General features: G+C 63.3%; 11 protein-coding genes. 8 read left to right on the forward strand and 3 right to left on the reverse strand.

All coding sequences use genetic code 11. The features are described from left to right. Window positions 1–128: 128 nt before the first annotated feature. The 5 genes from H3309_RS01755 (at window position 129) to H3309_RS01775 (ending at window position 4,629) form a co-directional block, all read left to right on the forward strand. Window positions 129–689 carry a type IV toxin-antitoxin system AbiEi family antitoxin domain-containing protein gene (locus H3309_RS01755; RefSeq protein WP_207791543.1) on the forward strand — a complete coding sequence of 187 codons (561 nt, stop codon included), beginning with the start codon at window positions 129–131 and terminating at the stop codon, window positions 687–689. Next, window positions 682–1,557 carry a nucleotidyl transferase AbiEii/AbiGii toxin family protein gene (locus tag H3309_RS01760; protein WP_182296958.1) on the forward strand — a complete coding sequence of 292 codons (876 nt, stop codon included), beginning with the start codon at window positions 682–684 and terminating at the stop codon, window positions 1,555–1,557. The genes H3309_RS01755 and H3309_RS01760 overlap by 8 nt, the downstream gene beginning before the upstream one ends. Before the next feature lie 475 nt (window positions 1,558–2,032). Continuing rightward, entirely contained in the window at window positions 2,033–2,239 is a 207-nt protein-coding gene (locus H3309_RS01765) for a hypothetical protein (RefSeq protein WP_182296960.1), read from the forward strand. 73 nt (window positions 2,240–2,312) lie between these two features. Next, complete coding sequence (locus H3309_RS01770; protein WP_243453953.1) at window positions 2,313–3,407, forward strand: ester cyclase; 1,095 nt, start codon at window positions 2,313–2,315, stop codon at window positions 3,405–3,407. 58 nt (window positions 3,408–3,465) lie between these two features. After that, window positions 3,466–4,629 carry an MFS transporter gene (locus H3309_RS01775; RefSeq protein WP_182296964.1) on the forward strand — a complete coding sequence of 388 codons (1,164 nt, stop codon included), beginning with the start codon at window positions 3,466–3,468 and terminating at the stop codon, window positions 4,627–4,629. A gap of 175 nt (window positions 4,630–4,804) precedes the next feature. Here H3309_RS01775 and H3309_RS01780 read toward each other — a convergent pair whose 3' ends face one another. After that, window positions 4,805–7,642, reverse strand: a complete 2,838-nt coding sequence (locus tag H3309_RS01780; protein ID WP_182296966.1) for a TonB-dependent receptor — start codon at window positions 7,640–7,642, stop codon at window positions 4,805–4,807. Window positions 7,643–7,808: 166 nt separating this feature from the next. On the opposite strand from H3309_RS01780, the gene H3309_RS01785 reads away from it, so the two are divergent. The 3 genes from H3309_RS01785 to H3309_RS01795 all read left to right on the forward strand — a co-directional run bounded on the left by H3309_RS01785 (window position 7,809) and on the right by H3309_RS01795 (window position 10,960). After that, entirely contained in the window at window positions 7,809–8,882 is a 1,074-nt protein-coding gene (locus tag H3309_RS01785; protein ID WP_182296968.1) for a LacI family DNA-binding transcriptional regulator, read from the forward strand. A gap of 306 nt (window positions 8,883–9,188) precedes the next feature. Next, window positions 9,189–10,349, forward strand: coding sequence for a sensor histidine kinase (locus H3309_RS01790; protein ID WP_182296970.1), 1,161 nt, complete (start codon window positions 9,189–9,191; stop codon window positions 10,347–10,349). Then, the gene (locus H3309_RS01795; protein ID WP_243453803.1) at window positions 10,346–10,960 is read left to right on the forward strand and encodes a response regulator transcription factor; all 615 of its coding nucleotides are present in this window, start codon (window positions 10,346–10,348) and stop codon (window positions 10,958–10,960) included. The genes H3309_RS01790 and H3309_RS01795 overlap by 4 nt, the downstream gene beginning before the upstream one ends. Before the next feature lie 12 nt (window positions 10,961–10,972). Here H3309_RS01795 and H3309_RS01800 read toward each other — a convergent pair whose 3' ends face one another. Together H3309_RS01800 and H3309_RS01805 are read right to left on the reverse strand one after the other, a co-directional pair. Further along, window positions 10,973–12,352 carry a TfuA-like protein gene (locus H3309_RS01800; protein WP_182296972.1) on the reverse strand — a complete coding sequence of 460 codons (1,380 nt, stop codon included), beginning with the start codon at window positions 12,350–12,352 and terminating at the stop codon, window positions 10,973–10,975. Next, window positions 12,349–13,581: a YcaO-like family protein gene (locus tag H3309_RS01805; protein ID WP_182296974.1), complete on the reverse strand. Its 1,233-nt coding sequence runs from the start codon at window positions 13,579–13,581 to the stop codon at window positions 12,349–12,351. The genes H3309_RS01800 and H3309_RS01805 overlap by 4 nt, the downstream gene beginning before the upstream one ends. Window positions 13,582–13,584: the final 3 nt, after the last annotated feature.

A 13,584-nucleotide genomic window follows, 5' to 3' on the forward strand; every position in this document is an offset into this window, starting at 1 on the left:
AGCCTGCCGCTTAGGTGACTTGTGACAAAACCTCTGATAGAAGCGCGATCGATCGGAGGATTCGTCACATGCCGCCTTCCCGGGATTCGCAAAGGATCCAGCTCAGAACCCTGCTCGACAGTCGTAGCATGATGCGCGCACACGAACTGCGTGAAGCTGGGATCAGCGCGCAAACGATCGCGCGTGCCGTCGAGACCGGGGACATCGAACGCATATCGCGCGGGGTTTACCAGAGGCGTGGATCCGAGATCGAAGAGAACCAAATCCTCGCCGAGGCCACCATGCGCGTCCCCAAGGGTGTTATCGCTCTTGTGTCGGCGCTCGCGTTTCACGGCCTGACCGATCAGATGCCGCGGCGCATCTGGATGGCCATCGGTGCCAGTGACTGGGCTCCGGTGCAGGCCTATCCCCCGATGCGCATGGTGCGGTTTACCGAGCCTTACCTGCGCCAGGGTGTCGAGAACCATATGATCGCTGGCCTTCAGGTCCCGATCTATTCCGTGCCGAAGACGCTTGCCGACCTTTTCCGCAATTCGAAGCTGGTTGATCGGTCGGTCGCCGTGGAAGGCCTGCGCGCCACCATCGAACAGCGCAAGGCGACCCCGAGCGCGATCGCGCAGGGGGCGAAAGACGGCGGCGCTTGGAAGATCATGCAACCCTATCTCGAGGCGCTCACGTCCAATGGCTAAGACACCGACCGACATGGCCAAATCCGTTAAGGATCGGCTGCTGAACATCGCCCGCCAGGAAGGCCGGGTGTTCGACGTTCTGTTGGTGCGGTTCGCGCTGGAACGTCTGCTCTATCGGCTGTCGATTTCGGAGCATCGGGACCGTTTCGTCCTGAAGGGTGGAATGCTGGTAACGGTCTGGGTCGAAGACGACAATCGGGTCACCCGAGATGCGGACTTCCTGGGCCATGGCGATCCCAACCCCGAACGCCTAACCGCCGACTTCCGGGAGATCATGGCGATCGAGAGCGAGGACGGCCTCGTTTTCGACCTCGACTCCCTGGCTGCGACAGCAATCCGCGAGGAGATGGAATATGGCGGCACTCGCCTTAAGACCGCGGCTTATCTCGAAAAGACGCGCATCCCTGTGACGATCGATATCGGCTTTGGCGACGCGATGGCCGATGCTACCCAGCGACTGGACTATCCAACCTTGCTGGATCTCCCTGCGCCCAATGTGCGTGCCTATACGCCCGCCACCGTTATCGCCGAGAAATTCCAGGCGATGGTCGCGCTTGGCGTCCTGAACGGACGGATGAAGGACTACTACGATTTGTGGGCGATCCCGCGCGCGCTCAATATTGCCGCTGAAGATCTGGATGCGGCCATCACCGCGACGTTCGAGCGCCGCCAGACGGCGATCCCGACGGAAAGGCCGCCGGGACTTTCGGCCGAAATGGTCGATGATGAGGTCAAGCAGCGCCAATGGCGTGCCTACGCAGCATCCGTCGAACTTGAGGGCGTCTCTCTGGAATCGATCGTCGACACGGTGTGGGGACTGGTCGGACCATCCTGCGCGAGGATCGCGGCAAAGGCAGCGAAGGCATGATCGCCGATAAGGTGGGCGGCAGGGTGGCAGTAACTATCGACTTGCCATCGAAATGACGGTACTTTTTGCGAGTCTTGCCGCTAGCCGCTGTCGCGTCATAACGGCTTCGGAAGCGCAATCGACATCGATAGATGCCGAAGCCAAGCAAAAAAATTTTCAGCACAATTTTCTAATAAAATCAAAAGCGTAGCATTTTGACGGCCTCACAGTCGGCGACGGACCGTCAAATACGGGTAAAAGTCTATTCTTTTCAGGAGCTTATGGTCGATTTAGACAATCGAGTGGGAGTGATTTTGCCCGTCCGGAGGTATTCGAAACGACGCCGGAAGGAACCGTAACCACCTGAAAAGGTGGGAAGTATCAGCGGCTCTATCGACAGCCTTTGGCCTTCATCAGAATCGATTCTAGGACCCGCGACGATGGTGATCGTCATGTGGCGTGACCTTCTTTCCGGGCGCCGCGGATACGTCTTGCCATGAAACGCTTGACCAACCTCCTTTTTGCAATCGCAATCAAATTGCTTGCTCAAATTCATGTTTCAACGGCGATGTGCGCCGCCTCCGAGCCGGTAGTTGTCCTGTTGTTTGCGATGAGGCAGAAAGCTGCCTCTTTCGTCTGCATGTCCGCACATCCTGTATTGCATACCAATGCAAAAAACGGCATTAAAAGCGCGTGGCGGTAGGCGATGGTTTGTCCAAAAAGCATCATTTGGTGCTCTGCTGCATGCGATGGGGCGGATCAGGGAGGGCAAGGTGATGACGGAATCAGAAAGCTGTAAGGCCAATCTGCCATTTCTCCTCCCCGAAAGGCCGAATGCGCGGCGTATTCGCAAGGTCGATACGCGCGAACTGAAGCAGGCGGGCGGTCCGCGGACGATGCCGATGCGTGGTTTCGAGGACAGCTATACCGATATCGTCGACTACATCGTCCGCATCACGGAGGAGATCTGGGCTGGCCGCGGCATCGGGCGCATTTACGATACCTATGATGCCGGTTGCGTCGTCTATTCGGCGCTGTCGACGATCCGTTCGGTCGAGGATGTGGTCGCCAATACGCTCACCGGCATCGATCAGGTTGCCGATGGCGAGTCCCATCATCTCAATGTTGCCTGGAGTGGGGACGACGAGGAGGGCTATTACACGTCACATTTGGGGTTTCACCTGTCGACCAACAGCCGCGATACCATGTTCGGTCCGGCGTCGGGGCGCAGGGTTGGGCGGTTTTTCGTCGCCGACTGCATCACGCGCGACAACCGCATCCACACCGAATGGTTGATGCGTGACAATGGTGCCGCCGTGCGGGCCATGGGGTATGACATACACGAGGTCGCGCGCCGTTTGGCCGACAGCCCGTCAGGGGAGCGATCGTTCGTCGTCCCGGCGACCCGGCTTGAGGGTCAGGCACCGCGCAAGCTGTATGAAGGCCCGACCGACACGATCGAAGGGTGGGTTACACATCATTTCCAGAACATCTGGAACATGCGCCGCCTTGACCATGTGTTTCAGCATTATGCCCCTCATGCCATCGCGCATTGGTGCGGCGGACGCGTGGCGCATGGTCGGCGCAATATCCAGGCGCTACTCATTCATCTGCTCGCGAGCGTGCCCGATTCCGTCGTCCGCGTTGACCATGTCAGCTGGTCGGACGAGACCGACGGCGTCATCGTCGCGGTGCGCTGGGTGCTTGAGGGACGATCGCGCAGTGGCGGCTTTCTGGGCAGCTTGCCGTCGGGATTGCCGGTCAGCATCCTGGGATCGACGCATCTGCGTTTCGATGGCCCGTATATCGTTGAAGAATGGAGCATCTTCGACGAGGTCGGGACGCTGATGAATGCTTATCGTGGCAGCTGAAGCGACCGGAATGCGCAGCCGCGCCTATTGGCTCGAACTGTGGCGCGAGCGACGGCCATTGGGCGCCGCCGCGATCGGCACCGGGTTCAGCGTCGCGCTCAACATGTTCATCGCGAGCATATTCATGCCCGCGATGACCGCGGAATTCGGCTGGACGAGTTCGGAAATATCCTTCGTCGGAACGCTCGGCCTGATCGGCATGCTGACATTCCCCCTGGCGGGGCGTCTCGCCGACGTTTTCGGCAGCCGTCGCGTGATGATGTTCGGTGTCATCGCCTTGCCATCAATCTACTTCCTGTACAGCCTGCAAACTGGTCCGATCTGGCAGTTCTGGGCCATCCAAGCGATCTGGGCGATCTTTTCACCCCTCTGGAGTGCGACAGTCCTGGGTCGCATCGCGGCGGGGCGGCTCGTTCTGGCGCGCGGGTTCGGCATCGCCCTGCTGTTGTCGGCTCCCGCAATCACCGGTGCGATCGCCGCGCCGCTGCTGGGTGGGCATATCGAGGCCGAGGGGTGGCGGTCGGCCTATCGGGTGCTCGCCGCCGTGGTGTTTGTTGCGGGAGTCGTCGCAGTCCTGCTGCTGCCCGGGCAGGGGGATCGGCAAGCAACGCGCACTGACACGCGGCCGACCGCACAGGCGTTTCAGGATATTTTTCGCTCGCGCGCGTTCATCATTCTCGCTGCCGCCATGGTGCTGTGCAACCTGGGCATCATCGCGACCGGATTGCAGTTCGCGTCGATGTTGATCGAGCGTGGGGTGAACCCGCGCGCGGTCGGAAGCTATCTTTCGGCCTATGCGGTCGGCGTTATCATCGGACGTTTCGCCATCGGCCTGTCGCTTGACCGCTTTCCCACGCGCTATGTCGCCGCGATCGGCATGGGCATGCCTGCGATCGGCTTTGCGCTGCTTGCAGCGCTGCCTGGCGCGTCGGAGGTGGCGTTCGCCGCGGTGCTGCTGCTCGGCCTCAGCCAGGGGGCGGAAGGCGACATCGGCGGTTATGTCGGTGCGCAATATCTGGGGCCGCAGTTGTTCGGCACAATCTTCGGGCTGGTGACCGCCTTCACAAATTTCGCAGGCTTCATCGGCGCCCTGGTGGCAGGCTGGCTGATGTACGGATCATCGAGCTTCGGTCCGTTTCTCGCCTTTCTCGCCTGCACAACGGCGCTCGGCTCGGCAACTTTCCTGCTGCTTCCAAAGGCACCATCGCTGCGCGCGGCCTGACCAGGCGCCGCCGCCACGCAGGCTTCCGACGCGACACGGCGGGGCAACGAGGGACATCATCAAGAGCTTGCCGCAGTGCCTCATGTGGGTGCCTGGCGGCTCGGCCAGGCACAAGGCATTGCTTCCCGCCACCCGAAAATGTCCGCGCGTGGACGCTTTCAGGTGGCGGGGATGATCAGAAGCGAACGCCCGCCTTGATGCCGTAGGTGCGTGGCGTGCCGAAAACGCCGTTCAGGCTGCGGTTGGCGCCGAATGCGACACGGTTGAGCACCGCCGCATTCTCGAGATTTTCGACATAGGCCTGAACGCGGAACTTCTCGTCGCCTGACACCCAGCTCAGCCGCATATCGGTGCGGGTGAAGGCGGGTTGATTGCCGAAATTGGGCGTGAAACCGGCGTTGATGAACGATGAGGAGAAGTAGGTCTGCACGCTTGGCGTCAATGTGCCGCCGGCCACGTCGAGGTCATAAGACACGCCGACCTGGACCACATATTTTGGCGACAATGGTGTATCGGCGACATAGGTGGTGCCATCGGCACCCTTGCCGCCGATGACATAGTTGTAGACCGGCAGGGTCGCACCGCCCGATGTCTGCGTTGCAGGTACCACCGTCCCGTTGGGCAAGGTGATGAAGACCTGGCGGAAGCGATTGGGATCGCTGATCACGTTCGGGAATGCTGCACCTTGCGGACCGACCCCGACCGCATTGACCGCCAGCGCGGCTGAAACCGCCGCAATTTCGGCCGCCGTCGGCGCAGCCGGGTTGGCGTATGCCGGAACCGCGACGCAGCCGCCGGACGAGAGGACGCCCGTGCTGCAGATGCCGTTCGCCTGCGTGCCGAACACCAGGTCGGTATCCTTGGCATTGAGGTAGTTGAACGAAGCCTGGAAGGTGAGGCGACGCGTCGGCTTCACGATGGCGTCGAGCTCGATGCCATAGGCGCGGCTTTTGCCTGCGTTCGTGATAATTGAAACCGTGGTCAGGCCATTCGGCGCAGGCAGCGTATTCTGTACTTGCAGCTGTTTGAAATCATTGTAGAAAACGGCGGCGTTCAGCTGCACTTTGCCATCCGCCAAGCGATTCTTCGTGCCCAATTCATAGGCAGTCACGACTTCGGGTTCGAACGGCAGCACCTGCCCGGTCACCGTGTTCAGCACATTGTTGAACCCGCCCGACCGGATGCCGCGCGAAACGCTGCCATAGACCATGTTGTCGCGCGTGAACTGATAGTCGATGGCGCCGCGCCAGGTGTGGAAATTGAAGTCGCGCTCGCCGCACTGGATGCCGAGCGCATTGGCGGCGTTGGTCGCGGTGGATTGTGGCGAGGCTGGGTTGTTGCCAAACAGGGCAGTTGTCGCGCCGGGCGCCGGGCAGGTATAGTTGACACGCTGGTTGAGGTCGAAGGCGAGGAAGCCGCCACCGGCAGCGCCCGAGGTGATGCCTGCCGCATAGCGTTTCTGATCGCTCGTGTAGCGGTAGCCGGCCGTCAGGCGCAGCTTGTCAAAGAAGGTGTATGACAGCTGCGCGAAGCCTGCATATGACTTGGTCTTGAGCAGCACCGGCGCGAAATTGTCCGACCGGATATTGCTGAGTGGCGTGTTCGCCGGAAAGGCGGCGCCTGGCAGATAGCTGATCCCGAAGGTCGATAGCGCGGGTTGTCCCGCTACGGGATAGTTGGTGAAGTTGTCGGAAAAGAAGATCTCTTCCACCTTGTCATTATAATAGAAGCCGCCAATAATCCATTGGAACGGTGACGTCGTGTCATTCGACAGCAACTGCAATTCCTGTGTGAACGTCTTCACTTTCGTCAGATTGCTGTCGATCGCGATCGGGACTGAGGAGAAATCATTGTCCGATTGCCGCAGTGCGTTGAAATCGGTGTAGCTTGTGATCGAGCGGATGCGCGCCGTGTCGAAATCATAGTTGATCACGCCGGAAAACTGTTTCTGTTCGGTCCGCCTCGTCACGCGCGCATCGAAGTTGATTTTCCAGGGATCGGCTTCGATCGGCACGCCCACATCGGCCCCGCCGATATCGGGGATGCCATCCCGGAAGCGCGAATTGAACGGCGCCCGGAATTCCGAACCCAGCGAGGTCGGAAAAGCCTGACCATTGAAGCCATTGGTAAATGTCAGGACACGTCCGTTGGGAAGCGCGATCGATCCGCCTGGTGCGCGGACGAGGTTGGGCGCCACCAGTGTTCCGATCGACTTGTAGCCGAATGCCGAAATGCCCGCGCCGCCCTGCTTGTAGTAGGAACCGCGGAGTTGCACCTCAAGTCCTGAACCCACGGGCGCGATCTTCAGGATACCGCGCACATAGCCAGCGTCCTCGTCGCCCAGGTCCGACCCGGTCGAGCTGTTCTTGACATAGCCGTCCTGCCGTTCGTAGCTGCCGGCAAGCCTGAAGGCGATGCTGGGGCCAAGCGGCTGATTGATGAAGCCTTCGAAGCGGGCCCGGTTGAAACGGCCATAAAGCGCGTCGAAGCCGGCCGCGAATTCGTCCTTGGGCACCGTCGAATAAATGGCGATGTTGCCGCCAAAGCTGTTGCGCCCGTACAATGTTCCCTGCGGCCCCTTTTGGACCTCGACACGCTCAAGATCGACAAAGCCGGTCAGCGCCTGGCTGGTGCGCGACTGATAGATGTCATCGATGTAGAAACCGATGCGAGGATCTGAGTTGGCGCCGATGGCTTCGGTATAGACGCCCCGGATCGCCGGACGCGCATCCGAACCCGACCGCCCGATCCGGACGCCGGGAACCAGCTGCTCGATCCGATTGACATCGGTGACATTGGCTTCGCGCAGCGCTTCTCCGGTCACTGCCGTGATCGACAGCGGCACACGCTGCAGGCTTTCTTCGCGGCGCTGCGCGGTGACGACGATGTCGGCAATCGCCCCATCGTCGACCTGTGACGCCGGTGCGGTCTGCGCGACCGCCGAGGAGGCGAGCGCTGTCGCCAGCGCCGAAGATGAAACCATCGTCCAAACTGCTTGACGGATCGCGCGCATTTCTCACTCCCCCGGTTATGACTGGCACAATGCATCACAATCTGACTGCGTAGTCAATACCAACTTCTGCAGGGAGTGACATTGCCTGGAGCGGTCTCGTGCTCCCCAATGAGGAACCAAGGTTGATTGCCTCGATAGGGGCGCAACGCGGATTGCAAACCAATGCATGTCGATTTATCGCATCAGGATGGGATCACGCCCCCGAGTCGAGAATCCACGTGGCAATCGCGCAACGGCGGCAGAGGTCGCAGCGCTCGCCGGCGTGTCGCAATCAGCGGTATCGCGCACCTTTCGGGACGGTTCGGTATCCAAGCCTTATCGCAAACGGATTCTCGCCGCGGCGGAACAGCTTGGCTATCGACCCAACGCGATCGCTCAAGCCCTGCTGAGCCGGCGAACGCATATCCTTGCCGTCCTGATGAATGCGTTGACGAACCATTATTATCCTGAGGTTTTGCCGGCCCTGACACGGGAAGCCGCTGCCCGAGGGCTTAGGATCATGCTGTTGGGCATCGATGATGCCACGACCGTCAGCGCGGCCGTCGAATATTCATTGGCCTATCAGGTGGACGCCGTGATCGCGCTCGTCGACCTGCCGTCGGACGATGCAGAGCGTCTGGCGCATGAGCGTGTTCCTATCGTGCTCTACAACCGCTCCTCCGCTGACTATAAGGCGACCAGTGTCGGGTGTGACCATTATGCCGCCGGAAGGACGCTCGCCACGCATGTCATGAGGGCCGGACACCGGCATGTTGCCTTGATCGGGGGCCCAGCGGAGTCCGTCCTCGCCGCAGAACGCGCGGCCGGTTTTGCAGAAATGCTCGCGCGCAATCAGGATGCCCCGCGATTGTCCCGGATAGCGGGCGACTTTGGCTATGCCAGTGGCCGTGCTGCTGCGCGGACCGTGCTCGCCATGCCCTCGCCTCCGACGGCGGTGGTCGCGGTGAATGATCTCATGGCGATTGGCGCCATCGACGGGGCGAGCGATCATGGTCTGCGCGTCCCGCACGATGTGGCAGTCGCGGGCTTTGATGGCATCGCGGCGGGAAACTGGGCTCCCTATCGGATCACGACGATGAGGCAGCCTTTGCAGGCGCTGGCGGCGGCAGCCGTCGATGCGGCGCTGGCCCTTATCCGGAAACCGGATGCACCGGCAGAACGGCGCATTTTCGCATGTGACTTGCATGTCGATCATTCAACCGGCCAGGACAGGGGCGGCAGCGCCTGTGACGTCCGCTAAGGTTTCGCCCTGCGCTTGCTGCTCCCGCCCAGATCAACCGGGGCGAACAGGACAAGACCGACCGGACTGCGGCGCGCCTGATGTTGTGCGCTCCATCGAGCATCAGGACAGCACCCGCCGCGAGCCCGGATGGATTTTCACGACAGCGATCACCGACGGAATAGGGTTTCCCATGGAGATGGACGGTCGTGGAGGCCTCCGGTGGAATGACGCAGCAGTCACCGTGCCATAACGATATTTAATAGATTTCCTTTTTGTCATTTTGTATCTTGACGGCAGCAAGTGGGCGATGAGATACTCCCTGCGATGACGGGGGTTGCCGATCAGATTGGTCCAAGCGCTCGTGCCGGCACGGGTTGGGGAAGCCTTTGGCCGATCAATCTGTCGGCCTTCCGGCGGTTTGTCAGCATGGACGAGCCCTGGATCTGGCTCTGCTATTCCACCTGTTACGCCCTGCCATGGCTCTGGCTGCCGCCGACGCCGCAGCAGATATGGGGCGGGCTGTTCGCCTTTGTTTTCCTCACGTCGCTCTATGTGCTCAGCTACCGCACCGACGGCTGGCGGCTGTTTGCGGCGTCATCGGGCATCATGGCGATCGCCCTTGCCGTCATGCCGCTGGGGGACAATTGGAGCGCCTTGACCATCTACGCCATGGCAGCGGCCGGGCGGCTGCGACCGCCGCTGCATGCGATGGGCGCGATTGCGCTGTTTTTCACCATCGGCGTCGTCGCCGGCGTGCTGAGCGCCCATTCGCCGATGTGGTGGTTGCCGAGCGTGATGATCGGGGTCCTGATCGGCGGGGCCGCGATGTCGCGGCGTGCGCTGGCGGACAAATCGGCGAAGCTGATCGCGGCACGCGAAGAGGTCCGGCAGCTGACGATGATTGCCGAGCGCGAGCGCATCGGCCGGGATCTGCACGATGTGCTCGGGCGCACGCTGACGCTGATCGCGGTGAAGGCCGATCTGGCGGCACGCCTGATCGGCACTGGCAATGCCGAGGCGCGGACCGAGGTTGAGCAGATCGCGGCCACCGCCCGCGCGAGTTTCGCCGATGTGCACGGCGCGCTGGTCGGGATCGATCAGCCGGCCCTGGCGGATGAGATGTTGGCCGCCAGAGACGTGTTGGTCCTGGCGGGGCTGGAAGCGGACGTTCGCGGCGATGGCCGCGACATTCCCATGGAACAGGCGGCCATCCTAGCTGCCGTCTTGCGCGAAGGAGTGACGAATGTCGTGCGCCATGCGCACGCGGGACGCTGCATGGTGGAGGTCACGGAAAGCCCCACCCATGTCGGCGTCAGTATCGAGGATGATGGCATCGGCGGCGTGAAGGAGGGTTTCGGGCTGCTGGGCATGCGGGTCAGGGTCGAAGCGGCGGGGGGACATCTGCATGTCCGTTCGCGCTGGCCGGGGAGTGTGGTTACGGCCGCCATCCCCCTGCATGCTCCAGCAACCATGGCACCTGCGTGACGGCGGCGATCACCATCGTGATCGCGGAGGACCAGGCGCTGGTGCTGTCCGCGCTCAGCCGTCTGTTGTCGCTGGAGACGGATTTTACCATCGCCGGCAGTGCCGCCGACGGACAGGAGGCGTTGCAGGTGACGCGCTCGCTGCGGCCCGATGTGCTGATCCTGGACATCGAAATGCCGGGCATGCTGGGGCTGGACGTGGCGGCGATGCTGCATGCCGAACGGGCGCGTACGCGGGTCATCATGCTGACAACCTTCGCGCGGCAGGGGTATCTGCAACGGGCGATGGCAGCGAATGTCGCGGGGTTCCTGCTGAAGGACAGCCCGGTCGATGTGCTGACCGCGGCGGTGCGAAAGGTGGCCGCGGGACAGCGGGCCATCGATCCGAAACTCGGCGCCATGCTGTGGGATTTCAAGCCGGATCAGCTTTCGGATCGGGAGCGGTCGGTCATCCGGCTGGCGGAGGAAGGGCGGTCGAACAAGGATATCGCCCGGGCGCTCGGCCTGTCGCCGGGGACGGTGCGCAACTATCTCTCCTTTGCCGCCAGCAAATTGGGGGCGGCGAACCGGCAGGAGGCAGGCCGAATCGCGCGGGAGAATGGCTGGCTGTAACGGCCGCTGCGATCAGGCGCGTGCGCCGGCAAGAGGCTGTTGGGCTGGATCGAGTCCGGGGTCGTCGAACGCATCGCTGGCTTCCAGAAGATAGGCCGCCACCATATGGCCCAGCAGCGGTCGCAGCCCGTCAAAGCCCAATGACCGGGCATGGCGTTCGGGATCGGGCCACATCGGCCCGCAGCGCCCTTCATACCATTGCTGAAGCAGGGTAACATCGATGGCATGGTCGGTGGCGGTCAGCCGGCCGGCATAGTTGCTGCCGAACGCCGCCGCGGCTCGCACGGCGAGTTCGCGGACGGCGCTCGACCGGTCAGTGGTGACAGCCGCGGCGGCGGCGAAGCGGCCAAGCGACGGCGCGAAGCGCGCGACCAGTTCGGCGACGCGGGCCTCCATCGACAGCAGGGCCTGCCAGCGTTCGGGGTCGGAAACCTGGTTGCGTTCCCGCCAGGCCGCCAGGGCAGTGCGGGTCGACAGCCGGTTGACGCGCGCCAGCCGGCCCGCCGCCGCCGCGAGGTCGGCCGGTTGCGGGTGCCAGTGCGGCAAGGTCGAGGCGGCAAATGCCATCAGCGTGGCGCGTTCCATGATGGCATCGCGCGCCGGATCGACGGCGCGCAACAGGTCGAGCGCGGCGCCATCCAGACCGAAATCCTCACCGTCGCGGGCATCGCGGTCGGCGGTCAGCGCCGTCCAGAAGCTGGTGCGGTTCAGGGTGAAATCGACCCGGCTGGGCAGGGTGGAAGCACCTTCTTCCATCGCAACGCGGCTGAGCGCCGCGCGGGCGTCGGCACTTTTGGCATCGCTGCTCGCGGACAGGCGAAGGCCATCCAGGGCGGTGGCGCCAAGCCCGATGCGACGGGCCTCCGCGATTGCTGCCGGCCAGCTCCGCTCCGCATAGGGCAATGCCTTCATGGCGGCGACAAGATGGTCGTGGGCCTTCGGCACGAGAACGCCGGAATCGCGCAGGCCGGCAAGACCGAAGCGCAGGCTGACCATGGCAGCTGACAGCGAGCGATAGCCCTGCGTGGCGTCGGCGTGCACCACCGCCACCTCGTCATCATCGGTCAGCTCACCCCTGCTGATCGCGGCATAGATGCGGCCGATGCCGATCATGCCGAACGCGTCCAGTTCCGCGGCGCGCAGCGCACCCATGCTGGACGCGCCATAGAGCGCGACGCCCCGTTCCAGCGCAAACAGCAGTTCCTTGTGCCAGACCGCAGCGGTCTGCTCGAACAGGCCGTCGATCAGCAGGATGCGGTCACCCGCGCCAAGGATGCGCGCGACCGCATAGATGTCGCCGGCGGCCGCCGGCGGGTGGAAATGGGCGGTTTCCAGAAGCGCGTGGGCGGCCGGAAGCGGCAGCGAGGGGCCGAGAAAGACGTGAACGGTCATGCCGCGCTCCTGAAGGTCTGGCGGATGCGGCGGCCGCGCAGCAGCGGTACCGGCGCGGCGAGCCCGGGGCAGACCAGACGGACGACCGCCACGCCGATGTCCGGCCGCGACAGGTCGACCGCGACCGCGCGCCGGATGCCGCGCCGCCGCAGCGCCGTCAGCAGCCGGGCGAGATCGCCTTCGAAATCGTCGGTGGCGAGGTCGCCGCGGTCGAAACGCCGCTGGGGGTCGCGTCGGAGGAGCTGGCGGTAGGCACCGACATCGTCGTCATTGCCGGCACGGGCGAAATCGGCGGGCAGGATGTCGTCCCGGCTGCCGCTGATGTGGGTCAGGCGGCTCTGCGCCGCCTCTGTCAGGGCGCGCAGCAGGGCCACCGCGGGGGTCAGGTGGCAGCCGTAACCGTTGAAGGCGGGAAGGGTGCGCCAGCGGGATGCGCTGTCCGCGTCGACGATGGTGGCGCCATAGACCGGAATGCCAAGGTCGCCGGTCAGGTCGAACAGTCCGGTCATCAGCCCGGCGGCGGCCAGACGGTCGAAAAGCTGCCGGCAGGTCGTGTCTTCCACACTTGCGGGGTCCACCATGATGGCCGGGTCGAGGGTGCGGACTGCGTCCTGCGCCATCGTAAGCTGATCGCGTTCGATCAATTCTGCGAGCGCGTGGACGCAGGCCTCCAGCGGATGGTTGCCGCCGGACAGGCCGTTGCTCGACTGCACGAAAGCGGATTCCATGGCGCGTCCGGCGCCGACGACATAATCGGCGCTGACCGTTTCCAGCGGCACGAGACAGGTGCCGCCACCGAGCAGGTCCTCGCCTTCGACCCAGGGAATGGCGATGTCGGCGCGTGGTGGCCGGTCCTCATAGTGCGGCAGGCCATCGAAGACGAAGGCCGCGCCTTCCGCTCGCAGCGCCGCGGCGGAGGCAATGCGCATCGGCCTTACGATCGTTTCCGCATGCCAGCATTCGATCGATTCCATGATCGCCGATGCCTGTGCCGCGGCGTCGGTCAGGCCCTTCCCCTGCGCCGTCGAAAGCCCGCGGCTGTTCGGGCGGACCGCGATCCACACCGGCAGGCCGATGCGGTCGAGCCCGGTGATGTTCGCCAGGCGCGTGATGCCGAGCCGCGGCATCAGCGGCTTGAGACGCGCGACCGTGTCCTCCGGCGGGCGGCTGCGGTGGGTGCCGTCGCGGAACTGCTTGGGCAGGCAGGCGGTCTTGCCGAACAGCCGCATGGC

The sequence above is a fragment of the Sandaracinobacteroides saxicola genome (assembly GCF_014117445.1).
Lineage (GTDB): Bacteria > Pseudomonadota > Alphaproteobacteria > Sphingomonadales > Sphingomonadaceae > Sandaracinobacteroides_A > Sandaracinobacteroides_A saxicola.

What these genes read in the sequence shown, in the direction of transcription:
- H3309_RS01755 (WP_207791543.1), top strand. Translation starts at nt 129, where the DNA reads ATGATGCGCGCACACGAACTGCGTGAAGCTGGGATCAGCGCGCAAACG.
- H3309_RS01780 (WP_182296966.1), bottom strand. Translation starts at nt 7,642, where the DNA reads ATGCGCGCGATCCGTCAAGCAGTTTGGACGATGGTTTCATCTTCGGCG.
- H3309_RS01800 (WP_182296972.1), bottom strand. Translation starts at nt 12,352, where the DNA reads ATGACCGTTCACGTCTTTCTCGGCCCCTCGCTGCCGCTTCCGGCCGCC.
- H3309_RS01765 (WP_182296960.1), top strand. Translation starts at nt 2,033, where the DNA reads ATGAAACGCTTGACCAACCTCCTTTTTGCAATCGCAATCAAATTGCTT.
- H3309_RS01785 (WP_182296968.1), top strand. Translation starts at nt 7,809, where the DNA reads ATGTCGATTTATCGCATCAGGATGGGATCACGCCCCCGAGTCGAGAAT.
- H3309_RS01770 (WP_243453953.1), top strand. Translation starts at nt 2,313, where the DNA reads ATGACGGAATCAGAAAGCTGTAAGGCCAATCTGCCATTTCTCCTCCCC.
- H3309_RS01805 (WP_182296974.1), bottom strand. Translation starts at nt 13,581, where the DNA reads ATGCGGCTGTTCGGCAAGACCGCCTGCCTGCCCAAGCAGTTCCGCGAC.
- H3309_RS01760 (WP_182296958.1), top strand. Translation starts at nt 682, where the DNA reads ATGGCTAAGACACCGACCGACATGGCCAAATCCGTTAAGGATCGGCTG.
- H3309_RS01790 (WP_182296970.1), top strand. Translation starts at nt 9,189, where the DNA reads ATGACGGGGGTTGCCGATCAGATTGGTCCAAGCGCTCGTGCCGGCACG.